Genomic DNA, 22,638 nt, shown 5'->3' on the forward strand with positions numbered 1-22,638 from the left:
GTTCCAATTTCTCCAACTATTGCTACAAAGCTCGAGCTTTGTTCAGTTCAGCGACGGCCGAGCGCGCCCATCGGGTAAACGCGGTTCGTGCGCTCGGCAGCGTCCATTCGAAGTTGAGGGGCGTCAAAGCCGCGTCACCCTGCGACAGGACCCAGGAATCGGATCCGGAGCGGTGCTCGAAGGTCGGATCGCGTTCCGGATGAGTGCCGAAAAGCAGCCAACCCGGTCCGTTCTCAGTCTCGATGGAGTGGATGCGCGACGGGTCCCAGATGCGGCGATCGAGGCTTGCGATCTTGACTTCGCGAGCGGGCAGGGCAGGGGCATTGAAGTTCAAGACCGACCGGGGCGGCAACTTGGATCGGTCGCGGATCATCAACTTGGTGAGATCAGTCATGATTTTGGCGCCATGACTGAAATCATAATCCGTCAAATCCACCAGCCGGAACCGGCCATCCCGGGATTGTTGTGATGCGGCGAGTGCGGGAAAACCCAATAACGCACCTTCGATCGCCGAGCCCAGCGTGCTGGAATAGGTTGCGTCATCGCCAAGGTTTGCGCCTTCGTTGATGCCCGAGACGACGGCATCCACATCATGGGCAAGGCCAGACAGAACGGCGACGCGAACGCAATCTGTGGGAGTCCCATTTGTCACGTAGATTGGATTAGCGTCGTCACCGCCTGCCCTTGTCTGCGTGATTGCCTTGCGAAACGAGGCTGAGCGCGCAGTACCGCTTCGCGGCCCGTCGGGCGCGACCGTCAGCACCTGCACTCCGCCTGCGATCAGAGCGTCGCGCGCCGCAGCAACGCCCGGAGACTGATAGCCATCGTCATTTGTCAGTAGGACTTTCACTTGAAAATCACCTTTCTAAACATGCTGGTTTAAGCCGCGCGCGACAGTCTGTCCGGAACCAGCCTTGCTGCGTTGGGCACAGTCACCGGTTTGCCAAGAATGGCCCATTCCGCGGCAAGTGCTCCCGTCAGCGCGCCGCTGGTCACCCCTGTTCCGCCCATGCCGGCGACGACGATGACCGAAGGATCGGCTGCGTAGGGACCGACCTGGAACTCGCCATCGGCGCTCAAGGGATAAAGACCGTGCCAACCGTTCTTGAAGCCAAGACCATCGATGCGCAGCCGATCGCTGACGAGCTGAGCTACCTCAAGGAAATAATCGTCCCCATCCGGCGGGCTATAGGCGTCGGGGTTACTCACTTCGTGGCCTTCAACCGAGTAATAGGTGTGAAGACCAGCAATAAGCGAATCCTCGCCGTCCTGCCTGAAGTAGATGCCGGCGCCGTTCTGGCCCGGCATGTAGAAATTGCACATGGGAACGACGTAATCGAGCTTGCGCGGCAGCTTGACGATAATGACTTCGTGCACCTCGGGCTTGATTGGTGCCGCGTGCCCGAGCATATCACCCACGCGCCCGGCCCAAGCTCCGGCGGCGTTGATTACCACGTCACATTCGATCTCGCCGCGGGTTGTCGAAAGCACATGAGTCGAGCCGCGCTTTTCATAAGCGAGAACTTCGGTGTTGTTCATCACCTTCGCGCCGAGATCGCGGGCCTCGTCAATCAGAGCAGAGCAAAGCAGGTGTCCGTCCAGATGCCCGTCATTGACGCCATACAGTCCGGCGATGACGTCGTCGCACTGCAGGTCGGGAACGAGAGCCTGCAGCTCCTTCTGCGACAGTATCCGTGTATCGTCTGCTCCGAAGCTCTTGATCGTTGCGAGCGCGGTTTCAAGTTTTGGAATGTCCGCTTCGGTCGTGGCAATGCGAATGTTGCCGATGCGGGCAAGGGGCAGACTGCGCTTGCGCTCGAGTTCGAACAGTATTTCGCGCGAGCGGACGCGGATCTCGATCTGCAACGCGTCGAGTGTCTGGGTATTGTATACCCCGGCCGAGCGACCGGACGAGCCGGATGCCGGCGTGCCTTTTTCCAGAACGACAACGTCCTTTGCATGCAATTGCGCCGCTCTGCGTGCCGCACCGCAGCCCGCGACACCTGCTCCGATAATGGCGATACGTGGTGACATGGCTGCCCTCCTTCAGAACAAGGGACGAATGGTTTCGTAGACGTATAGCGTCGCAAGCGTTCCGCAATCGACCGGCAAGTCCACTCCGGTAATGGCGGAGGCCTTGTCGGAGGCAAGGAAGACTACCGCGTTGGCGAGCTCGGGTATTTCGACAAGGCGTTTCATCGGAACTCGCTGGAAATCGGTCATCATGTGACGAAGCGCCTTCTCAGAGACGAACTCCTCGACCATCTGCGTGCGTGTCCAGCCGGGGCTGACGGAGTTGACGCGGATGTTGTGTTTCGCAAGCTCGACCGCCGCGTTCTTCGTGAGACCGACGAGACCGGCCTTGGCTGCGACATAGGAGCCTTGCGGGCCGTCATAGCCATTCGCGTCGATCGAGGCGATATTGATCACCGACCCGCCAGTACCATCGCGCATCCTGCGCGCCGCTCGCTGCGTTACCAGGAATGCACCGGTGAGATCCGTGCCGACGGTCTTATTCCAGCCTTCGAGCGAAATATCGAGGAATTCGGCCTCGTCGACGATGCCTGCATTGTTGACGACAATCTGAAGGCTGCCATACTCGGCCCATATTGCGTCCAGCACCCCCTCGACTTCATCCGGATCACTGACGCTACCGGTATGGACCGTTGCGTTGCCTCCGCCGGCCGCAATCCGCGCCGCCACTTCTTCAAGCGGAGCACTGCTCCGACCCATGAGTGCGAGCTTGGCGCCAGCCTGAGCCAAGCCTTCGGCGATACCAGCACCGATTCCGCGGCCGCCGCCCGTTACCAGCGCCACCTTCCCTTCAAGGTCCCGCATCATGCCACCTCCCTTTGGCTCAAATCTCCTGCGACCAGATCGCGAATTCTCAGCCGTTCCGTTGCGACTCCGTCTTCAAGCCTGAACAGCGACAAGCCGCCGCCGCCGGTGCTGACGCGCCGGAGGACCTCGAAAAAGTCTGTGGGCCGCACGACTTCGGGCGCAAAGGCACCTCGGCGGTCGATCTTTCCGTCGAGCATCAACAATGCGCCTGCTGCGGCGGGAATTCCGGTCGAATCGTCCATTCCACCGTCGCTGCCGGCTGCAAATCTCAAACCGGAACCGGCCGTATGCACGTCGATGATCATACCACTGCCGATGCGCGGCGCTCCAACACGCCTCTCCCTGAAGTGACGGAAGAGATTGGCCGCGGGATCGGTAAATTCTCCATTCGAGCGCTGTTCGTCGGCGATATGCGCGAGGGCCCAGGCGGTAATCAGCGCTTCGTCCGGATTGAGGCCGCCGAAATTTGAGGCCCGCTTCACTGGAAGGAAGCGAGGCACCGTCAGTGGCTCGGGATGGGCGAGCCTTACGACCGACTGAAGTCCCACTGGCGCTGGAAATTCGATCTGTCTGCGCTCAAGCCCATCCCAGCCGGTTACCTCATGTATGGTCCCGTCAGGATCGACCAGATTGAAGCAATGCCAGAAGTGTCTGATCGCCGCTTCGGTCAGGTCGGCGACGTCGACGGTCCAATAGATGTCTACGTCATCGACGGGGCCGAGATGGTCAACAGCGCTTCTGATCAGGATGTTTGTCGTGCCCGGAGAGGAGCCCATTCCGATCAGCGCCGAAATCCCGGCCTCTTTGGCACGAGCATCGCGCTCGAGCATCGGAAGGGTGATGTCCGCGTCGTCGCAGATATCAAGATAGTCCGTCTTCGTTTCGATGGCCGCATCGAGGACGGTGAAGCCAGTCTTGTAGTAAGGACCGGCCATATTCACGACCAGGCTCGTCGTCTCCAACAGCTTGTGAAGAGTATCTCGTTCTGAGAGCGGATCTAGTTCCTGAACTGCGAAGCCCATCTCTTCTGTTGCTGCACGGGCTTGTGGCCGCCAGGCGCGATCGATTGCGAGCCAGCCCTCGGTTGCGCCTGCTCGCGCAATGCCGCGCAGCATGGCTTGTGCTTGCGATCCGCCTGCACCTATTACAATTGCCTTCCACGGACGGGCCATGAGTGCCACTCCTTCATTCTTGCGACTACGGTTCGAGCCGTTTGCACGGTCCGGTGATCTAGTTTCCCCGATGCGCGTGGGGGAGCGCCGTTCTCAGTTTGAGAGGGCGCAGGAGGATTTCGACCGCTGCCTGGCAAGCTCTGCATGTTCCTTGCCAGCTTGGCGTAAAATGAGGAGCAGCGGTCGTCGGATCCTCCATCAAAACAAGGCGCCGGGTCTTACAAAGCCGGCCTTGGAAGCGAGTTCGTCGGCCGGATTTTCGCGAATGAGCGCCTCGGCCAGGCGAATGTTCACATCGGCATGGGATCGGTAACTCCATCCCTCCAGGAGGGTGGTCTTGGCTGCCATGAACGGTTCCGCCATCGCGGCCCAGGCCACTTCACGCAAGGCATTCACAAAACGAAGCAGCTGCACGCGGGCGATCTGGCTCTCATCGAGATGTGGATCATAAAGCCGGAGAAATGCCGTCGTCTCATCGTCGGACATCTCCGCTTGCGAGGTGACGCTGGCCAGATCAATCGCCAGCAGGGCCTCACCCGCGTAATCGAAATCGACCATCTTCACGCCGTCCGAACATGCGATGAAATTCTGCGGCACGAGATCGTTGTGGCCGAAGCCCACTGGCGCGTTCGCTTCAGCAAGAATAGTCTCGAAACGCTGGGCAATTCCCCATAGCACTTCATATGACGCCGGATAGGAGCCCCCCAGCTTCGCAGTCCCCGCCATGAAACCTCGAAGGTCATCGAAGATATCAAACTTTCGAGGCGAGAAGTGATGCGCGTGCAGTTGCTTCAGGGCATCAACGATCCGAGGAGTAATGGAAGGCTGACGGATGCGTTGCGGGCGCAACGTCTCCCCTTCCACGAATTCCGACATGAAGTGCCCTTCAGGCAGGCATTTGGCGATGACCGCGGGTGCCAGGCCGAGGCTCGCGGCCATGGCTTGGGCCTCAATAGCGGCGCTTACCGATGTGCCGGCGAACGACGCATCGGTCTCACGAATCTTCAATGCCCATCTCTTGTCGCCATGTCTGAGTACGAGGTTGATGTTGTTCGCGCCGCCGGGCAGAATTGAGAAGTGAATGTCGCGCTCGCCAGGCAGGAAACGCCATTGATCCAACAGGTTGACTGCGGTGTCCCGTACAAGGGCGGGCACATCGTCCCCGAATATGCATCGAGACCGGGCGCCGCCGGTTTCTGGATTGGTCGAAGACATCATCGAGATCATCAGATTCGCTCCCGGTGCGTGATGGCGATGTGCTTCAGCTCGGTGTGAGCTTCGATCGCGTAAATCGACAGATCTCGGCCAATCCCCGATTGTTTGTAGCCTCCGAATGGCATTTCAGCGGCCGTCGGGCCGTGATCATTGATCCAGACGCTTCCGGCCTTGACCCGCCCTGCTGCGACAATCGCCCGCTCGATATCGGACGTCCAGATCGACGCGGCCAATCCGACCTCGAGGTCGTTTGCCTTGGCAATGGCGTCAGCCTCGTCTTTGAACGTGGTAACGGCAATGACCGGCCCGAAGATCTCTTTCTGGATAATCTCGGCGCTGTGTTCGACGTTGTCGACAACGGTCGGTGCGTAGAAGTACCCCGGTCCTGCGATCGATCCGCCAGCGACGACGCGCCCCGAAGAATTCCTGACGGCCCGATCGACGAAACCCGAGACGAATTCATGGTGCTTTGCGGAGACTACCGGACCCATATCGATCCCGCGCTCGGCGTAGCCGTTGCCGACTTTGATCCCGCCTGCCATCGATGCCAATGCCTCGACGACGTCCTTCTCTCGTTTCTTTGAAACATAGACACGGCAGGCAGCCGTGCAGTCCTGCCCGGAATTACCGAAAGCGGCGCTTCTTAGGGTCGTCGCTAGCCGATCAATATTCGCATCGTCGAAGACCAGAACCGGGGCCTTACCGCCGAGTTCGAGATGAACGACCTTGATACTCTCGGCAGCGTCCCGCATGACGGACCGGCCTGTTTCCGTGCCTCCGGTGAGCGAAACCATTGCAACGTCCGGATGGCGAACAAGGTGAGTGCCGGTGGTGCTGCCAAAACCAGTAACGATGTTGACGACGCCCGGCGGAAAGAATTTCTGCGCGACTTCGCCCAGGAGGAGGGCAGTCAGCGGAGTCACCTGAGTGGGCTTCAGAACAACTGTGTTCCCAGCTGCCAAGGCCGGACCGATACGCCAGGCGGTCATCCCCATCGGATAGTTCCAGGGGGAAATCGCACCGACAACACCGATCGGTTCGCGTCGCACCATGCTCGTGATGCCCGGCTTGTACTCGCCCATGGCCGGCACCAGCATGGTCCGGCATGCACCCGCAAAAAAGCGATATTTGTCCGCAGCCGAGGCCATTTCCGCGCGGGCTTTTTCGAGCGGCTTTCCAACGTCACGCGCCTCGAGTTCAGCAAACTCGTCAACCCGGGCCATAATTTCGTCGGTGAATGCGAGCAAAGCAGCCGCGCGGTCCTTCGGCGGCGTCGAAGCCCAACCACCAAAAGCCTCCTTGGCGGCCGCTACAGCGGCGTTCACCCCTTCTGCACCGACTTCTGGGACGCGTGCAATCACATCGCCCGTGGCCGGTTCGAAGACGTCAAAGTCAGTTCCCTTCGACCAGAAGGACTCGCCGATAAGCGGACGTAGTTCCCTGATTGTCATTTTTTCCTCCTGTTTAATCGTATCGGAGCCGATCTTGGTCAGGCACCTTAAGTGAAGCTGAATTCCCGGACAGGTTTCGAATCTCAGCGCACTTAGGTTTGGCTTCAGGCGGTTCCCGGCTTTTGGCGTGCGACCCAGTCGCTCGCTCTATATTAATTAACGATCATTAATTCACGTATCGCCGAGTTAGTCAATCCGTCTTTTGGGGCGCTCGTCATTAAATTTGCGAACTCGATTGACTCTGGGTTCGCCGACTGAGCGAAAACAGTCACGGCGACGGCGGACCCAGCCCAGCCGTCGCCGTGACCCCCTTCAGTTCCGCCTGACTAAAGGGTGGGGACGACTTCCGTCGAGGCACCGGCAGAAACCTGTTTGTACCCGCCCTTGCCACTGGGGATAACAAGAACTCTCATGATCAGATAATAGACGACACCCGCCACGACGACGGTCGGTATGCCCGCGCCCAACGTGTGCGCCAATGGATGCATGGCGGTGGTAACGGGATTGTACAGATAGAGATATAGCCCAACTGAGAGCACGGATATGATGACCGCCACCCAATTCACGCCGCCCCAGAACCAGTACTTGCCCGAAGGATCTCGCGAGAACAGATGGGCGGGCGCCAGCGTCTCCTTGCGGAGGATGAAATAGTCGACAAAGGTGACGCCGGTGATGCCAACGAACATGACACCGTTATAGGAAAGCCAGCTCATGACGATCGAGAGGGTCCATTCCGTCCGAAACGCCACATAGACGCCAGGCAGCAGCATAAGTGCAATCAGAATATCCCAGCGCACACGCGTCAACGGCTTGATCTGCTGGATCGAAACGCCGGCGAGATAGAGCATGATCACCATCGTGGCGATATTGGCCGCAAGCACGAAGGTCATGATGAGCGAGCCCAACACCGGGCCGGCGAGCTTGATCATCCAGATCGTCGGATCAGGCGTTCCCGCAGAAAGAGCCGCAAAGGCCGCAACCATGGATATGAAGGCAGCCCCCAACACGCCGACCCCGACGACAGACGGACCGACGATATGCGAACGACGTTTCACCAGGCGTGTCAGGCCGCCCATGATCGGCCACCAGGTCAGCGAGTTCGATATGCCGAATTCAACAGCCAGTGCAAAACCCTGTCCCGGCGTCGATGCGAGGCGCTGGTCGGCAGGGACCTGTAGTATCCAAAGGTTGGAGCCGTAGTGATAGAGCAGGATTGCAAACATCACGACGGTCACGAGAATGTGGCCGGGCGCGATGTAGTTGCTGATGCGTTCGAACAGCCACGGCCCCTTGCTGGCAACCAGCCAGACTGCGACCATTGTGAGAAGCGCCAGGCCGATCACGATTGGCTCCGCCGTCGCCACATCAGATTGCTCCACCGTCTGCAGAACATTCGCCGCGCCTCTGGCCGTCAGCGCGACCACCACATATGTCCAGCCGACGCAAGTTGCGAGCAATCCGAACAATGGCAGCACGATTCCGTACGGGCCAAACGATGCCTTGGCGGCGTCGATCGGCTCCACGCCATATTTGAACGATGGCAGACCCGACGCGAGGACAACCACCGCCATGCCGATCAGCATGCCGGCCAGGTAGCCAAGGACGCCCACCCGGACATCGCCTACATACGGAAGGAAGCCGCCGATGAGAAACGCCCATGTCGCCGCGCTGAACGCGGTGCAGGTCCATAAGAAGGAGCCGTATCCTTGGTAGACACGCTCGCTGCTCCGCAACGGAAGGCGTCCCGACAGGGCCTCTTCCATCACGCGTGATTGCGTGAGCTTAATATCACTGCTCATGGTTTTCCTCCTTAACCAAAGTAGTATAGTGTGGCGATCCAGATCGCGACCCCGAGAAGCCCCCAGGTCGTTGCCTCGATGAAGCAGGCGCGTGTCGGGGCATAGCACTCGGACTCGATGTGCGGACGCTCTCCTAGAGATTGGACACGTTTGGCGAGCTCGGAATCCAGAGCGGCCGCGAACCCTTCTCTCGTCTCGGGCGGATGGGCCCGTTCCAGTTCAATTGACATCGTTGTTCCCTCTTTTGGATGTTCCGGCCGGTCGCCGGCTCTTTTTCGTCGACTCCAGCTGCAGAGTCCCATTCGTTCGCCACGTATGTTCAGTTGAAGAGCGCTATGAATGAATGATCATTAATCATCTTCCTTAATCGAGAGTATGTCAAGCCATGCAAGCTGAAGGGTTCCAGACGAAATCCGCGTCTAACTCAGTCAAAACGCTGGAGTAGCCCTCCACATAGGATTCTTGGGTAACGCGGGAAATTTCCGCATGCGCCTTTGACAGATCACCCCCACTGACGCATTATGTGAATAAGCATTCATGAGGATTAAAATAGTGAACGAACTCGTACGCAGCCGTCGGGAGGCAGCCCCTGACGAGGCAGAGCGGCTATCGCGTCGAACTAGCCAAGCGAGCAAAGCTTCAGCGAGTCGCTCCGACACGCGAGAGCGACTGCTCGGTGCAGCCATTGAGCTTTTTGGCTCCAGGGGATTTGATGCGACTTCGATGAAGGACATTGCCAACGAAGTCGGCATCAAGGCGCCGGCGGTCTACAACCATTACAAATCTAAAGAGGAGTTGCTAGCCGAGGCAGTAGCGGAAGCGTTGGGCGCATTTAACGACGCGATCGCGGCCGCTGATTCACCCAATGCCACTCCGCTTGATCGACTTCAAAGCATCGTCACTGCTCACATCATGTACCAGATCAATCACTCACGAATAGCGCAGGCAAACGATCGTCTCCTGGAATCCGGTATTCTAAGCAAGTTGGATCCGAGTGTTCGACACAGGGTGAAGGGCATGATGAGGGAGCATCTCGACCGGCTGACCTCGATTATCGAGGCAATTCCCTCCCCGGCGACGAGTTCAACGCCTGAGGCGCGGCTCACCGCACTGGCCGTCATAACAATGTGCGACAATGTGCTAAATTGGTATCGACCGAGTGGCACCTACACGCCAGAGAAGATCTGCAAGCATTTCTATCGCCTTGTGAAAAGTATGCTGCTCGGACCCACGGGTGCGCTAGAGAGTTAGGACGCGGCGGGACCGCGGCTGGCGCTGGTCCCACCGGAGCCGATCGGCCCCCGTCGATCGTGAAGAACTCGCTTTCAGGCAGTTTGCTGCGGCGTTGGTCGGCTCTGGAACGTGAACAGTAGTGCGGCGAACAGACACAAAAGTTGCCTGAACCATCGCAGCAGGAGGGAGAAGTTGTATCCGGCGGCGGCCAGAACGGCATTGACGGCATCCCCCTGTTCGCCAGCGAGATAATTCCGGTCCATTCTGTGTTCGCTCTTGAGGTGTCCGATGACGGGTTCGACCGCCGATCGTCGTCGCATCTGGCGCTTGATGGCGGGCGTGAGGCGGCGCTTCTGGCCGCTGGTGAAGACCCTCAGCTTGTGACTTTCGGGAGCATTGTGACCGCGGTATCCAGCATCGGCCAGAATGCGGGAGAGCTCGTTGCCGATCATTTTTTCCATATCCGGAATGACGGTCGCGAGCGTGTGGCCGTCGTAAGGATTGCCGGGCAGCGCCGTGGCGTGCAGGGCGAACTGCCCGCCCTTTGAACGGTTCAGTGTTGTGGCCACGGACACCTTCACGCCGAACTCATAGGGCTTGTGCGCCTTGCCTTTACCAATGCACTCGACCTCGTCAGCATGCAGGCTGTAGATCTTGCGGCCACGCTGACGTTGCCGCTGCGCGATGACCGTTTTTGCCTGATAGAGCGACCATTTGAAGATCGCGTCGAGTTGTTCGTCGCCGGCGATCTGACGCTCGATGTCGCGAACGGTGCGGCCGAGATAGGTCTTTAACTTGCGCAGCGCTTTGCCGGCCCGTTTGAATTGCTTCGCATGCGCGTAGCGCTGATGCTGGATCAGGGCGAATTTACCGACCCGAATATAGGTCTGGCGCAGATCGAGCCCCATTTTCTTCGCCAGCCGCACCAGCCGTTCGCGCGCCCGGTGAATAAGCTTGGCATCCGTCGGGAACATGACGTTCTTCGGTTGAACGGTCGTGTCCACGATCACCTGCCGCGTATCCTGCGGCTTCATCGCGCCTGTCTTGATTGCCACCGCCAGGCTCTCCTGCAAGAGCGCGCCGATCCGCGCCTCGCCCATGCGCTGCCGCCAGCGTGTCATCGAGGAGCGGTCGAACGATAGTTCGTGCCGAAAGAACTCCTCGCCGCACAGGTACTGAAAATAGGGGTTCTCCACCCAACGCTCGCACAGTGCCTCGTCCGACAGGTTGAACGTGTGCTTCAGAATGGCCAGCCCGGCCATCAGCCGCGTCGGCAATGGCGGCATGCCCGCTCCGTCCGAATACACCGTCCCAAAGCGGGCTTCCAACACAGGCCAGTCGATAGCCTGTGCCAGACGCACCAGTTCGTGCTTCATATTGATGATCTGGTCGAGCCGGGATCGGAATAAATCCTGTTCACCCGTTTGGCGCCGTTCGCGTGGTTTACCCATTCCTGGCTCTCCGATTCACCGCGATAAACCCAGTGAATCACGCTTCGCCAACCAGGCAAACCTCAAACTGATATTGCAAGGAAACAGCCTGTTCGGCGGCCGTTTCCTGCAATTAGAAGATCTGCAGACCCCTCGATTCCTACGTCAAATCAGCGGCTTCCGAGTTCTTCACGGCCGACGCCCCCGGTCTTCACATTTGAGCTGTTTCTTGTTGAGGCAGGTTGCGCCAGTCAACCGGAGCAATCGCGATGAAAACAAGACTATCGGCGCCGTCGTAAGCGAGTTCGGTGTCCTTGGGAATCCAGATCACGTCGCCGGGATTGAGAACGTAAAGTGTGGGGCCGACGCGCAATCGGAACTCGCCCTCGATACAAGCAATGACCTCATCGTAGCGTACCGTCCAAGGCACTGACCGTCCATTGAAGCGGGCGAGATAGGCGCCCATCGTCGAGCTGTCTTGTGGTCCGACAAGCCGCGCGATCGAAGCCTCACCGGGTCCTTCGCCATATGTGCCAAATACAGTCGAAACCTTGCGGAATATTGTCGGTTCTTTGTACATTGCTCGTTCCTGCTTGGGCCGCTGAGAAGAAACCGCTTCTCCTACTGAGCTTGCGGGGAGGCGAGATATGCGGTGCGCACGGCCCGTCTATCGAGTTTTCCTGAAGCCGTCCGTGGAAGATCGTTGGCGACGATGACTACCTCGGGCACGGCGTAGCCTGGAAGCTGCGTATGCAGGAAATCCAACAGTGCCGGGACATCGACCATTTCCTTCGGACGAGGCTCGAGCGCCGCGATGACGCTGTTCTGCATTACCGGATGAGGAACTCCAAAAACGACGGCTTGGGCAACGTTAGGCATTCGCGCAATCGTCGCCTCGATAAAGGAGGGAAGGATCTTTTCCCCACCTCGGTTGATCACATCATCCCGGCGGCCGACGTGATATAAGAGGCCGAGTTCCCGGCGTTCTGCCAAATCGCCGGTCCGAAGCCATTCACCGCTAATTTTTTCGGCAGTGATGTCGGGTCGGCGCCAATACTCCCGCATGCGGGTTTCGCCACGCACCCAGATCTCCCCCGGCGAGCCCTCTGGAACATCGTGACCATCCTCACCCACCAAGCGGAGTTCGACTCCCTTAGCGGGATAGCCGATCGAGTCGCCATGGGTCAAAATCAGTTCCGGGGGGAGGAGAGTGCAACACGACGTAAACTCGGTCAGTCCATAGCCATGAACCAGCCGTAGCGATGGCCAGCGTTCATGCATCTCCAATGACCACGGCGCAGGCATCGGTGAGCCACCGAACAGGACCAGTTGCGCCGACCCGAAAATTGCCTCGGCACCTTCGGCGGTCATCATCATTCGAAGGACGCTCGGAACCGCGGTAACGAAGGTTACGGGCCGACGTCTGCACGCTTCGACGGCGGCTTGTGAACGGTAGCGCGAAAGAAGATCGGATCGGCCGCCCACAAAGATCATTGTGCAGAGCTGGTCGACAAAGCCGGTATTGTGAAATAGTGGAGCAACGATCAACGTCGACTGTGGCTGGCTTCCCCCGATGAGCTCAGCAAACACCTCAGCGTTCTGTCTAAGCGCATTATGGGTAATGACCGCGCCTTTCGGAACTCCCGTCGTACCGGAGGTGAAACTGATCACGGCGTCTTCCAACGCCTCGGGCATGTCCGGGAGCTCGTTGTCTGCTTGAATTGCGAAGAAGGGTCGAGCAGCGTTACCTGTGGTGGACAGCACCTCGACTCCGGCGCATCCTTCGAACATGCTGAGATGAAGATCGTCGGCGAGAACAATCCGCGCCCCGAGAATCTCGACGAGTTCGCCGACTTGTGCGGGAGCCAGCCGATTGTTCATTGGCACGGAGATTGCGCCTATGCGCATGGTGGCCAGATAACACACGACCCATTGCCATGTATTGTTGCCGACCAGCACGACCCGATCCTGCCTCCCGACACCGAGAGCGACAAGCCGACGGGACGCCGCTTCCACTTCGAAAGTCAACGCCGCATAGGAAATCTCCGTATCACCGTCGGTGACCGCGATCGCGTCAGGCGTTCGACGGCTCCAATCGAATAAGGTATGAAGTATCGTCCGAAAGTTGCGGTCAGTCACTCATTTATCTCCCATTTCGAAACCAGCCGATCAAGATTGAACCGAGAACCTGCCGGGTCCAATTGCGGGCTCCATCGGCTGAGCCGTCCGATGGTTAAGGCTCCCACTGTACCGCCGAGCAGATCACCGACCCGACCCCCCTGACGAGGCCGACCCCGCTGCAGTTTACGCCCGCAGCGTCATAAGATCTCGATACTCATCGGCGGTCATCAACTCCCGCCCAAGAGCAGCTGCTATTCCGGAGATCTGCCGGAATACATCGACGTTTGATTGGATTTTATCGTCACGGTGCGGCCACTTCCAAACGGTATCCTCCATTCCGACGCGGACATGGACCCCAAGCAGGATGGCCAGAGTAGCAAGATAACTGCTGGTACGACCGCCCGTGCACGCGATGATGGTTGAGTCGGCGTCGATGTGACGGATAAGCCGGACAAGCCGAAGGAATCCGTCCACCATTGTCTCGGGCGAATACATCGGGCTGCAGCCTGGAAGGCCGGGAAGAACGAGCCAGTTCAGCGGGCCTTGGATGAGGCCGCTGTCGATCAGATACCGACGGGCATTGTCGATGTCGGCATCGGAGTAGACCGCTATCTGCGGGGTGAGGCCGGCATCGAGCGCGCGCTTGGTCTTTTCGATGATTGTCGCTGGCGATTTGACGAAGTGGTTGTCACCAAGAATGAGGGCTGTCGTGTTGACCGGCACGCCTTCCATGAGGCCGAGCTTCATCATTTCGGCCATCATTCGCTCTTCGTCGGCATTGACTGCGACGAGGCAGGCGTCCAAGGCGACGTGCTGATGGTGGGTGCGAAGATGCGTAAGCGTCTCGCGGAACAGTCCGGTGTCGAGCACATTGTAGCCGCGATCGTCCCGGGCGTGGATATGGATAATCTGTGCGCCGGCCGCGATGCACGCCTCAGCAGACTGGATAATCTCTTCCGGTGTGATCGCTTGGTTGGGGTTTTCGTTCTTCGTGTAGAAGGCGCCGTTGATCGCGGTCGACAGGATGAGCTTAGGTGGTGTTTCCCATTTCGGCATTGGCTCGGCATCGGAAAAGGCAGTTCGGTCTATCGACATAATTGACGGAAAGCCAAACACTTTCCAGCTCGCCTGAGCACCGTCGCGGCCTACCCACTTATTTACTTGCTCCCAGTTTACCGTATTCGGTTTGCGTGACATCAGTACCTCCCTGTGTTGTGCCAAGGTGAATGAACGTTAATGCATATTGGTCATGCTGTAAAGGTCGTTAGTGAAGTGGGACTTTGGGGTTAAAGGCGACGGCGCCAGAGCAAAGCACTTGACGGCGCGACATAGAAGCATTTAATGAATTAACATTCGTTATTTACGGGAGAGAGGCGATGTCTCCAACGATTATGCTGGTGGGTGCCGGTCACATGGGAAGGAGCGCACTCTCTATCCTTGCGCGTTCGCTGCCGGCGGCAAGATTTGTTGTGGTCGATCGGTCCGCGCAGAGTTTGCGCCTTGCCGAAGCTATCGCGTCCGACCGGGTTGAAAGTCGACAAGGCGATATTTCACGGGAAGGCTTGGATGCATCCGGCATGGACCTGGTTTTGAATTTCGCCGGCCCCTTCTTCCTCGGCTCGGATGGCGCGGCACGGGCTGCGATTGCAGCGGGCGCGGCTTATGTCGACGTTGGGGATGATGCTGAAGGCACAAGGACCATCCTTGCCCTCGACGAGGCAGCGAAAGCCGAAAACGTGCCAGTGATTACCGGCGGTGGGCTCTCGCCAGGCGTCTCCAATTGGCTTGCCTGCAGCCTGCTTGAAGGCCATCCGGGACTCGATGGCATCAAAATCGTCTGGATAACACGGGAACCCGATCCGGGCGGTCTTGCTGTATTGCGACACATGCTGCACATGGCGGTAGCGCCTTGCCCCACGTGGCGCAACGGCGGGATGGAATTTACCAAAGGGTTTGTTCCAGAGACGGCGGAAAGCTTTGATGTCCCGCCCCCGTTCAATCGAATTGAGGCCTATGACACAGCCCATCCAGAGCCGGTAACGCTTGGGCGGTTTCGACCCGATCTGGCGCTGGTTCAGTGTAAAGGGTCGCTTTTTCCTAACTGGGCGAATGCTGCTTTTTCGACGCTCGGGCGGATAGGATTCGGCCACACCGATATAACGGTTGAGATTGACGGCAAAGACATCCAGCCGATTGAAGTACTTTGGAAGCTGCTCTGGAAACGCCATGAGATGAAGCCAGGCGCGCAACGGACGTCGGCAACGCAAGTCAACGTACTCGGTACCCAGGAGAACGTTCCGGTCATCATGAAGTCGATCACCGATGCGGGGGACATGAGTCGCGGCACCGGACTTGGCATGGCGGCTGCGGCCCTCTCGCTTTTAGAGGGTAGCGTCCCAGCGGGAGCAAATGGAGTTGAGGTCATTTCTTATCAGAAAGGCATCGATCACTTCCTGCGCCTAGCGAGGGAAGCGGGGACTTTCGCGGATGGGATTGTAACCACCTGCTTTTGAATGCAGGCCCAATTGTGGACGCAGTTGAAATGGCGTTGACTTTACAATGCTGAAGCATCTGCTGCCGCCCAATCGGCCAACGCAGCACGCGTTCGATGATGCTTAATATGAGGTCTCGACGGATATTTTTCCGGCGAGAGAAATCAGGGGAAGTCGGCGCGCTGGTCTGGTGCGAAATGGGAGGGAAGGGCAAGTATGAGCAAGATCTATTCAAGCGCCGAGGCGGCGCTTGCCGGCATTCTGTTTGACGGCATGACGATCGCCTCGGGCGGCTTCGGGTTGTGCGGCATTCCTGAACTTCTGATTTCGGCGATAAGGAACGCGGGTACCAGAGAAATCGTTATCGCGTCGAACAACTGCGGCATCGACGACTTCGGTCTCGGCATCCTTCTCAAGACGCGGCAGATCAAAAAAATGATCTCATCCTACGTGGGCGAGAACGCCGAATTCATGCGGCAATATCTGAGTGGCGAGCTTGAGTTGGAATTCAATCCGCAAGGCACTCTAGCCGAGCGCATGCGAGCGGGCGGGGCGGGGATCCCGGCCTTCTATACCCCAACAGGGGTTGGAACGGTCATAGCCGACGGCAAGGAGCACAAGGAGTTTGACGGCAGGACTTTCATTCTCGAGCGCGCGATTGTTGCCGACGTTTCGATCGTGAAAGCGTGGAAAGCCGATCCCACAGGTAATCTGATCTTTCGAAAAACCGCCCGCAACTTCAATCCGCCAGCCGCCAGCTGCGGGAAGATTTGCGTCGCAGAGGTTGAGGAGATCGTACCGCTGGGCTCGCTCGATCCTGACCACATCCATTTGCCTGGGATCTACGTCCACCGCCTTATTCAGGGACAGCATCAGAAGAAGATCGAGCAGCGAACCGTCCGTAAAAAGGAGGCCTAAAGTATGGCTTGGGATCGAAACCAAATGGCAGCGCGCGCTGCCCAAGAGCTTCAGGACGGCTGGTATGTGAATCTTGGTATTGGTATCCCGACTTTGGTGTCAAACTACATCCCCGAGGGGATACGGGTAACCTTGCAATCTGAGAACGGTATGTTGGGAATGGGGCCGTTTCCTTTTGAAGGCGATGAGGACCCCGATCTGATTAACGCAGGCAAGCAGACAATCACGGAACTTCCGCAAACTGCCTATTTTGATAGCGCCACTTCCTTTGGCATGATCCGCGGCGGCAAAATCGCGATGGCAATCCTAGGCGCGATGGAGGTTTCGGAGGAGGGCGATCTCGCAAATTGGATGATACCGGGAAAACTCGTCAAGGGTATGGGAGGTGCTATGGATCTAGTCGCTGGCGTGAGGCGCGTGGTCGTTCTGATGGATCACACGAATAAGGCCGGCGAGTCTAAGGTGTTGCGTAAATGCACCCTGCCGCTAACCGGAAAGCAGGTTGTGAATCGAATTATCAGTAATCTTGGTGTGCTTGACGTGACACCCGCGGGACTAAAGATCGTGGAATTGGCGCCAGGGGTCGCTGAACATAGTCTCCGCGAGGCAACCGAGGCGCGTGTGATCGCGTGACACCGATCCGGACTGACGGCAAATTATTTTTCCCTGAGCGTTTCTCCCGTTAGCTGAGCGCGTGCCATTTCAAATTCAGAATGGTGAGGTGAAGAACAACCTCAAGCGAAATGACCTTCATGCAGAGGAGAAAGAGCATAGCTTCTACCAAAATCATTATTGATACAGATCCCGGTCAGGATGATGCTGTTGCGATCTTGCTGGCTTTGGCGTCGCCGGAACTGGAAGTAGTGGGGATCGTGACTGTTGCTGGAAATGTTCCACTTCACCGCACGACTCGCAATGCACAGCAAATACGAGAATTAGCCGATCGCGCTGACGTGCCGATCTATGCTGGAGCCGTCAGGCCAATGAGACGGGACCTCGTTACGGCGGAGCATGTGCATGGAGAAACCGGCCTTGATGGCGTCGATTTATCCGACCCTAAGGTTCCGGTGTCCGACATTCACGGGGTGGATTACTTGATCGATACGTTTCGGAGAAATCCGGCACGCAGCATTACGCTTGTTACTCTAGGTCCAGTAACCAATCTTGCGATAGCGCTCGTCAAAGCTCCGGATATCGCGGAGAAGATTGAGCGGCTCGTCATGATCATGGGAACTCATCTTGAAGGCGGGAACATCACGCCAGCAGCAAGTTTCAACGAGTATGTCGATCCGGAAGCCGCCGATCTTGTTTTACGCAGCGGCTTGCCGATCACGATGATCCCGTTGGACGTGATGCACAAATGCCTTACCACCGAGACACGGCTTGAAGCCATGCGGACAATCGGCAATCGCTGCGGCCGCGCTGTCGCTGACATGCTTTCCTTCTCTGAGTCTTTCGATGTGGAGAAGTACGGTTGGGAAGCGGCTCCTCTCCATGACCCATGTGCAATTGCCTTTTTGCTCCGGCCCGAGTTGTTTCACGGTCGTCGAGTTCATGTGGGCATCGAGCTCAGGGGGAACTGACTTATGGTATGAGTGTTGTGGATTGGTGGCAGGTAACGCAACGCCAGCCAAACGTTGATTTCATGCACGACATCGACGCCGATCAGTTCTATGCCTTCTTGATCGATCGCCTTCGGACGCTCCCTTGAGGGCGTACCAAAAAATCAAAACCATTTTTGCGCGTTTTACGCGAAGTTGTGTCTTGAAGGGGCCCTCGAAGAATTCCTTCGTTCGGCCACAGCCAAGAGACGCTGACGAACTGGCCGACACAGAACTGTTAAAAAAGTTCCATAATAACTCTTACGTGATTTTAGTAATGATATAACATAACGGCAATTTGCCGGCGCCCAAGGTTTCCTCAGCTGGCGGCGCCCTTTGATTGCCTTGAGGTCAAGTCCAGCCAGTTTTCAACGCGGAGGTTGGGAATGCGCATGAACTCCCCGGTATTGGCTGTGACGAGGACTGCTTCGGCGGCACAGGCATGAGCGGCGATCAATAGGTCATTTGGGCCGATTGGTTTGCCCTTGGCTTCCAACTCAGTCCGGATGTCGCCGTACTTGGTGTCGGCGGGCACGTCGAGTGCGAGCACCAGAATACTTCCGAGAATGGCTTCGATCTGGGCTAGCAGCTTCGGGGATCCCTTCTTGGCGCATCCATAACGCAGCTCTGCCGCCGTTATAATGCTGACGCAGATTGCATCTGGTCCGACCTCGGCAATGCGTTCAGCAACCTGCCCTCTCGGGTTCCGTGCCAGCTCGGACACAATATTGGTGTCCAGCATGAAAAGGCTACTCACAGGTCGATTTCCTTGGCGGGCAACAAAGTCTCGTCAATATCGGGGAACTGATCCTCAGGCCCAAGGGGATCCAGACCTGCCAGGACTTCCAGCAGGTTCTTGCGGCGCACCGGCTCTATGATAAGCCGATCCCCGTCACGGTGGATCATCACTCGATCGCCAGGAAGCTCAAAGTCGGCCGGGATGCGAACAGCCTGGCTCCTGTTATTCCGGAAGAGCTTAGCTTCCCTTGCAGGAGGTTCGTGGTGTCTGGTCTGCGGCATGAAACTCTCCTCTTCTGCATATACATCTGCATATACATGCTGGCGAGGGAGATTTCAAGCGAGAGCCTGACCTGCTCGGTGAAGGTCCAGTTTCGGGTAAATGACGATCCGTTGCCCAAAGCGCCGATTGGTGGAATCGGGGCTTTGCCCCTTCTCTTCCAAACAGCATTTCGCCCACCTTCCTTCTCTGCGCTCCCGCTACGCCCCGGGAAGCAGGACGCGGCCCTGTCGCGCGGTCCAGAAAGGGTGCGAGCGGATGTCGCGATGTATCTTCAGAACTCGAGCGCGGCGCAATCAAGGCAGCGGGTAGGCAAAAGCGTTACCGAAATTGAGCGGCATCTGGAACACGCGCGTGTCTCGCTCGCGACAAAGCCGATAGCGGATCCACCTGACAAGGCAAACCATCGCAAGTCCGAATGATCTGAGGGAACTCTGGCAGGTTGGGTCGGCTTCGGTGCCACCTATTGCGCACACTCACCGTAGTGTCGATCCGACGCCCAATGATGAGCGTTGATACGGAAGGCCGTGTTCACCACGCTGATGCCCGTGAACGGCGGAACACTCACAAAAGACACGCGAAGAGCCCGAGCCGATTAGAGAGAATCCAACCCCGCTCTCTTTGATGGCGTCCTGGCCCTGCGCCGGATCTTCCACGATCAACCCGTAAAGGGTCCGCTAGCAAGCTGCGGCCGCTCCGGCTTCGCCTCGCGGTGATCGCGCCCGTCGCCGGGCCTTTTGAGGAGCCATCGAGCGGGAATTGGCCCGCTCCAGATGGAGCCTCTCAAATGTCGCACGACCTTTCTCTCGCCCAGTCCCACGCCTTCCAGCTCTCCCGCGACCTGATAGTCCCGGTCACTCTCTTCTCGGTCGACGGCGAATACGGCGTCCTCCCTTCTGACGAGATCGACGCTGATGACGATCTTGAGATCGTCCATGAATTTTTCCCTTGGGCGGCTCATTGAGCCGCCGTCTTTCGGTCCTTGGGCCGTTCCGACCTGCCGCTTGCGAGCGGCAGGCCGCAAGGGAGGCTTCGCCGCGGCCAACGCCGGTTTGCATGATCCGACAATTGCCGGGCGCGCCCTTGCGGCCTTTGCTCTTCGCGGCGGGTGGAAGTGTGCCCGCGGCGACGGGCAAGGAAAGGCCAAGGAGAAGAGGCATGAACAGAGAAGAAATAGAGGCCCTACGCGAACGGGTCAGCTGTGCTGCCGTTCTCGAGAAGGCGGGCTTCGCGATAGATGTGAAGGAGAGTACCCGGCGGGCGATGAAGTTTCGCCGGGGGAGCGAGATCATCATCGTCACCCATCAGGGACGCGGATGGTTCGATCCGCTGAGCGACGCGAAAGGCGATGTGTTCGGGCTCGTAGAGCATCTCGATCATGTCGGCTTTCTCGAAGGGGCCGGAAGGGTCGCCGGTCTCGTCGGCTTTGCGATCACGGAGCCGGAATTGCAGCGCCAGAGGCCTGATCAAGAATACGATCTTTCTTTGCCCGAGCGTTGGCAGGCACGGCGCCGTCCCTGGCCCGGCTCGTCGACATGGGGCTATCTCTACGGTGAGCGCTTCCTGCCGGCCCGTTTGCTCCGCGCCGCGATCCGGCAAGATCGTCTCCGGGAGGGCCCATATGGCAGCATGTGGGCGACGCATACGGATAACGCTGGAACTGTGACCGGCTGGGAGGCGCGAGGTCCTGAGTACAGAGGGTTCGCCTCCGGAGGAACGAAGGTTCTCTTCCGTCTGGGGCCGGACACAGCGTTGCGCCTGGCCGTCACAGAAGCTGCGATCGACGCCATGAGCCTTGCCGCCATCGAGGGGCTGCGGGACGGCACCCTTTACCTGAGCACTGGCGGTGGATGGTCGCCGTCCACGGAGGCGGCGCTGCGGGAGATGGCTTCACGACCTGACGTTCTCCTGGTCGCCGCCACTGACGCCAATCCACAAGGAGAGATGTTTGCCGAGCGCTTGCGTGGGCTCGCCGACGATACCGGCTGCGACTGGTCGCGGCTCCGCCCGTCCGAGGAGGATTGGAACGAGACCCTGAAGATCAGGGAGAAAGAAAAGAGGCAAAGGAAGGAAGGCGGCGTGCCGCATTCGCGCCGCCCGCGTCAAGGGAAGCTTCGCCCGGCGGAGCCGGCCCTTGACCCGGCCGGCCGCGATGCCGGCGGCCTGGGAGGTGTCATGAAGGACTGAAGAGGATGGCAAGGTCGGAAGGACAGTGCTCACGCTTCGGTCCGGAACCATCTCGAAGGAGCCGCAGATGAATCCCTCTCCCGCAATCCGCAAGGTCTTCCAGGGTGTCGCCTCACGTCAGCAAATGTTCCGCATGTTCGACCGGCATGCCCAGCGTCCGAACCGTTGGGACGGCGACGCCGCGCCGCTCTATACCGGCGAATGGTTCGAGATCATCGAGGCCGAGCATGACTACATGTTCGAAATCCTGCCACCGCTTTGGATTCGTGGAGCGATGTTCGCGATGCGCGAGTTTCTGACCGGATCGGTGACGAGCGTATTCTTCGCCCTGCGTATCGATGGCGTCATCCGCCATTTCCATGGCTATTGCGATCTTTCCGACAAAGGGGCCGTCGAGCGCATGCGCGTTGCGATCATCGAGCGCGAAAGCCGGCCAGTATGCGCCATGACGCGCGACGAACGTCTGGAGCACATCTGGAGCACCACGGCGGCCGACTATCGTGGCTATGCTGGCGATCGCTGGCCCGAAGCCGCGCGCGGCAGGCGCACGATCACACTCTACGACGGCCAGACGGGCAGCACGTTGAAACTGCTGGACGATCTGACCGACGACGAAATCGCGGCCAAGCTACCGGTGCAGCTGCGCCACCTCCCCTCGCCGATCGCCGCGTGAAGGAGGCCACCCTCGTGCTTTCCTTCCCGCTTACAGCCGTGCGTGAGGCGATCGCCCGCGGCCGTGCCGACGCGCAAGCCAATGGAGGCTTCCGCAACCCCTATTACGGTCTGCTCCCTGGCAAGGACGAACAGCCGGGTCTCTGCCTCGTCGGAGATCACGGCGTCTATCTGATGTCCAACGGCAAACTGCCCGAAGGTACAAGGCCGCTGGTCGTCTATGCCGAGGAATGCGACCCTCGCACCAATGACGATTGGTTCGACGTCAAACGACGGACCTTTGGCGGCGATGATGGCGTCGATTTCATCGATGCGGAACAGCTGGAAGCCATGATGGCGGCCGCCCCGGAGGCGACGCACCTTCGCATCGCGTTTCTTCAGGATTCGATGCAGCTCGCCCTGATCGCGAAGCCCTAGGCCTCTCGCGACCAGCCCAGGCCCCTTCGGCTACCAATCCCCAAAACCCTGAGCGCTCTTCAATCCCGCAA

The 22,638-nt window shown here is 58.6% G+C and carries 21 protein-coding genes and 1 pseudogene; 8 read left to right on the forward strand and 14 right to left on the reverse strand.

Going from position 1 to position 22,638, the window contains the following annotated elements:
* Positions 1 to 22: 22 nt before the first annotated feature.
* From surE to QM996_RS33080, 7 genes are all read right to left on the reverse strand, one after another.
* A complete protein-coding gene (gene surE, locus QM996_RS33050; protein WP_334141834.1) occupies positions 23 to 850 on the reverse strand; it encodes a 5'/3'-nucleotidase SurE in 828 nt (275 codons plus the stop codon).
* Between the two features lie 29 nt (positions 851 to 879).
* A complete protein-coding gene (locus QM996_RS33055) occupies positions 880 to 2,034 on the reverse strand; it encodes an NAD(P)/FAD-dependent oxidoreductase (protein ID WP_334141836.1) in 1,155 nt (384 codons plus the stop codon).
* A gap of 12 nt (positions 2,035 to 2,046) precedes the next feature.
* Positions 2,047 to 2,841 carry an SDR family NAD(P)-dependent oxidoreductase gene (locus QM996_RS33060; RefSeq protein ID WP_334141838.1) on the reverse strand — a complete coding sequence of 265 codons (795 nt, stop codon included), beginning with the start codon at positions 2,839 to 2,841 and terminating at the stop codon, positions 2,047 to 2,049.
* On the reverse strand, positions 2,838 to 4,013 hold the full coding sequence (locus QM996_RS33065) for a saccharopine dehydrogenase family protein (RefSeq protein WP_334141840.1): 1,176 nt from the start codon (positions 4,011 to 4,013) through the stop codon (positions 2,838 to 2,840). The genes QM996_RS33060 and QM996_RS33065 overlap by 4 nt, the downstream gene beginning before the upstream one ends.
* Positions 4,014 to 4,211: 198 nt before the next feature.
* Positions 4,212 to 5,240, reverse strand: coding sequence for a phosphotransferase (locus QM996_RS33070; protein WP_334141842.1), 1,029 nt, complete (start codon positions 5,238 to 5,240; stop codon positions 4,212 to 4,214).
* Positions 5,240 to 6,679, reverse strand: coding sequence for an aldehyde dehydrogenase family protein (locus tag QM996_RS33075; protein WP_334141844.1), 1,440 nt, complete (start codon positions 6,677 to 6,679; stop codon positions 5,240 to 5,242). Before QM996_RS33075 ends, QM996_RS33070 begins: the two co-directional genes overlap by 1 nt.
* Positions 6,680 to 7,005: 326 nt before the next feature.
* The gene (locus QM996_RS33080) at positions 7,006 to 8,442 is read right to left on the reverse strand and encodes a purine-cytosine permease family protein (RefSeq protein WP_500270553.1); all 1,437 of its coding nucleotides are present in this window, start codon (positions 8,440 to 8,442) and stop codon (positions 7,006 to 7,008) included.
* A gap of 759 nt (positions 8,443 to 9,201) precedes the next feature.
* On the opposite strand from QM996_RS33080, the gene QM996_RS33085 reads away from it, so the two are divergent.
* Complete coding sequence (locus QM996_RS33085; RefSeq protein WP_334141848.1) at positions 9,202 to 9,729, forward strand: TetR/AcrR family transcriptional regulator; 528 nt, start codon at positions 9,202 to 9,204, stop codon at positions 9,727 to 9,729.
* A gap of 74 nt (positions 9,730 to 9,803) precedes the next feature.
* Here the strand turns inward: QM996_RS33085 and QM996_RS33090 are convergent, their stop codons facing one another.
* The 4 genes from QM996_RS33090 to QM996_RS33105 all read right to left on the reverse strand — a co-directional run bounded on the left by QM996_RS33090 (position 9,804) and on the right by QM996_RS33105 (position 14,459).
* Positions 9,804 to 11,162, reverse strand: coding sequence for an IS5-like element ISRsp18 family transposase (locus tag QM996_RS33090; protein ID WP_334141850.1), 1,359 nt, complete (start codon positions 11,160 to 11,162; stop codon positions 9,804 to 9,806).
* 190 nt (positions 11,163 to 11,352) lie between these two features.
* On the reverse strand, positions 11,353 to 11,721 hold the full coding sequence (locus QM996_RS33095; RefSeq protein ID WP_334141852.1) for a EutQ-related cupin domain-containing protein: 369 nt from the start codon (positions 11,719 to 11,721) through the stop codon (positions 11,353 to 11,355).
* Between the two features lie 41 nt (positions 11,722 to 11,762).
* A complete protein-coding gene (locus QM996_RS33100; RefSeq protein WP_334141854.1) occupies positions 11,763 to 13,280 on the reverse strand; it encodes a class I adenylate-forming enzyme family protein in 1,518 nt (505 codons plus the stop codon).
* A 165-nt stretch (positions 13,281 to 13,445) separates the two neighbouring features.
* Positions 13,446 to 14,459 (reverse strand): beta-keto acid cleavage family enzyme, encoded by a 1,014-nt coding sequence (locus QM996_RS33105; RefSeq protein WP_334141856.1) that lies wholly within the window; start codon positions 14,457 to 14,459, stop codon positions 13,446 to 13,448.
* Positions 14,460 to 14,638: 179 nt separating this feature from the next.
* On the opposite strand from QM996_RS33105, the gene QM996_RS33110 reads away from it, so the two are divergent.
* The 4 genes and pseudogenes from QM996_RS33110 to QM996_RS33125 all read left to right on the forward strand — a co-directional run bounded on the left by QM996_RS33110 (position 14,639) and on the right by QM996_RS33125 (position 18,383).
* A complete protein-coding gene (locus tag QM996_RS33110; protein WP_334141858.1) occupies positions 14,639 to 15,775 on the forward strand; it encodes a saccharopine dehydrogenase family protein in 1,137 nt (378 codons plus the stop codon).
* 195 nt (positions 15,776 to 15,970) lie between these two features.
* Positions 15,971 to 16,672: a CoA transferase subunit A gene (locus QM996_RS33115; RefSeq protein WP_334141860.1), complete on the forward strand. Its 702-nt coding sequence runs from the start codon at positions 15,971 to 15,973 to the stop codon at positions 16,670 to 16,672.
* Positions 16,673 to 16,675: 3 nt separating this feature from the next.
* Entirely contained in the window at positions 16,676 to 17,305 is a 630-nt protein-coding gene (locus QM996_RS33120; RefSeq protein ID WP_334141861.1) for a CoA transferase subunit B, read from the forward strand.
* Between the two features lie 119 nt (positions 17,306 to 17,424).
* Positions 17,425 to 18,383 (forward strand): annotated as a pseudogene (locus tag QM996_RS33125) (nucleoside hydrolase).
* 209 nt (positions 18,384 to 18,592) lie between these two features.
* On the opposite strand, the gene QM996_RS33130 reads toward QM996_RS33125, so the two are convergent.
* From QM996_RS33130 to QM996_RS33140, 3 genes are all read right to left on the reverse strand, one after another.
* Positions 18,593 to 19,030 (reverse strand): type II toxin-antitoxin system VapC family toxin, encoded by a 438-nt coding sequence (locus QM996_RS33130; protein WP_334141863.1) that lies wholly within the window; start codon positions 19,028 to 19,030, stop codon positions 18,593 to 18,595.
* Positions 19,027 to 19,293 carry an antitoxin gene (locus QM996_RS33135; protein WP_334141865.1) on the reverse strand — a complete coding sequence of 89 codons (267 nt, stop codon included), beginning with the start codon at positions 19,291 to 19,293 and terminating at the stop codon, positions 19,027 to 19,029. Before QM996_RS33135 ends, QM996_RS33130 begins: the two co-directional genes overlap by 4 nt.
* A gap of 656 nt (positions 19,294 to 19,949) precedes the next feature.
* A complete protein-coding gene (locus QM996_RS33140; RefSeq protein ID WP_334142293.1) occupies positions 19,950 to 20,228 on the reverse strand; it encodes a hypothetical protein in 279 nt (92 codons plus the stop codon).
* A 221-nt stretch (positions 20,229 to 20,449) separates the two neighbouring features.
* On the opposite strand from QM996_RS33140, the gene QM996_RS33145 reads away from it, so the two are divergent.
* The 3 genes from QM996_RS33145 to QM996_RS33155 all read left to right on the forward strand — a co-directional run bounded on the left by QM996_RS33145 (position 20,450) and on the right by QM996_RS33155 (position 22,567).
* Positions 20,450 to 21,478 (forward strand): DUF3991 and toprim domain-containing protein, encoded by a 1,029-nt coding sequence (locus QM996_RS33145; protein ID WP_334141867.1) that lies wholly within the window; start codon positions 20,450 to 20,452, stop codon positions 21,476 to 21,478.
* Between the two features lie 67 nt (positions 21,479 to 21,545).
* The gene (locus tag QM996_RS33150; RefSeq protein ID WP_334141869.1) at positions 21,546 to 22,151 is read left to right on the forward strand and encodes a DUF1419 domain-containing protein; all 606 of its coding nucleotides are present in this window, start codon (positions 21,546 to 21,548) and stop codon (positions 22,149 to 22,151) included.
* 14 nt (positions 22,152 to 22,165) lie between these two features.
* Entirely contained in the window at positions 22,166 to 22,567 is a 402-nt protein-coding gene (locus QM996_RS33155; protein ID WP_334142289.1) for a DUF3085 domain-containing protein, read from the forward strand.
* Positions 22,568 to 22,638: the final 71 nt, after the last annotated feature.

The organism is Sinorhizobium chiapasense (assembly GCF_045277575.1).
In the GTDB taxonomy this organism is placed as follows: Bacteria; Pseudomonadota; Alphaproteobacteria; order Rhizobiales; family Rhizobiaceae; genus Ensifer; species Ensifer chiapasense_A.

Bases quoted from the DNA above. Each gene is read 5' to 3' on its own strand.
- QM996_RS33055 (WP_334141836.1), bottom strand. From the start codon at position 2,034: ATGTCACCACGTATCGCCATTATCGGAGCAGGTGTCGCGGGCTGCGGT.
- QM996_RS33060 (WP_334141838.1), bottom strand. From the start codon at position 2,841: ATGATGCGGGACCTTGAAGGGAAGGTGGCGCTGGTAACGGGCGGCGGC.
- QM996_RS33065 (WP_334141840.1), bottom strand. From the start codon at position 4,013: ATGGCCCGTCCGTGGAAGGCAATTGTAATAGGTGCAGGCGGATCGCAA.
- QM996_RS33070 (WP_334141842.1), bottom strand. From the start codon at position 5,240: ATGATCTCGATGATGTCTTCGACCAATCCAGAAACCGGCGGCGCCCGG.
- QM996_RS33075 (WP_334141844.1), bottom strand. From the start codon at position 6,679: ATGACAATCAGGGAACTACGTCCGCTTATCGGCGAGTCCTTCTGGTCG.
- QM996_RS33080 (WP_500270553.1), bottom strand. From the start codon at position 8,442: ATGGAAGAGGCCCTGTCGGGACGCCTTCCGTTGCGGAGCAGCGAGCGT.
- QM996_RS33085 (WP_334141848.1), top strand. From the start codon at position 9,202: ATGAAGGACATTGCCAACGAAGTCGGCATCAAGGCGCCGGCGGTCTAC.
- QM996_RS33090 (WP_334141850.1), bottom strand. From the start codon at position 11,162: ATGGGTAAACCACGCGAACGGCGCCAAACGGGTGAACAGGATTTATTC.
- QM996_RS33095 (WP_334141852.1), bottom strand. From the start codon at position 11,721: ATGTACAAAGAACCGACAATATTCCGCAAGGTTTCGACTGTATTTGGC.
- QM996_RS33105 (WP_334141856.1), bottom strand. From the start codon at position 14,459: ATGTCACGCAAACCGAATACGGTAAACTGGGAGCAAGTAAATAAGTGG.
- QM996_RS33110 (WP_334141858.1), top strand. From the start codon at position 14,639: ATGTCTCCAACGATTATGCTGGTGGGTGCCGGTCACATGGGAAGGAGC.
- QM996_RS33115 (WP_334141860.1), top strand. From the start codon at position 15,971: ATGAGCAAGATCTATTCAAGCGCCGAGGCGGCGCTTGCCGGCATTCTG.
- QM996_RS33120 (WP_334141861.1), top strand. From the start codon at position 16,676: ATGGCTTGGGATCGAAACCAAATGGCAGCGCGCGCTGCCCAAGAGCTT.
- QM996_RS33135 (WP_334141865.1), bottom strand. From the start codon at position 19,293: ATGCCGCAGACCAGACACCACGAACCTCCTGCAAGGGAAGCTAAGCTC.
- QM996_RS33140 (WP_334142293.1), bottom strand. From the start codon at position 20,228: ATGGACGATCTCAAGATCGTCATCAGCGTCGATCTCGTCAGAAGGGAG.
- QM996_RS33145 (WP_334141867.1), top strand. From the start codon at position 20,450: ATGAACAGAGAAGAAATAGAGGCCCTACGCGAACGGGTCAGCTGTGCT.
- QM996_RS33150 (WP_334141869.1), top strand. From the start codon at position 21,546: ATGAATCCCTCTCCCGCAATCCGCAAGGTCTTCCAGGGTGTCGCCTCA.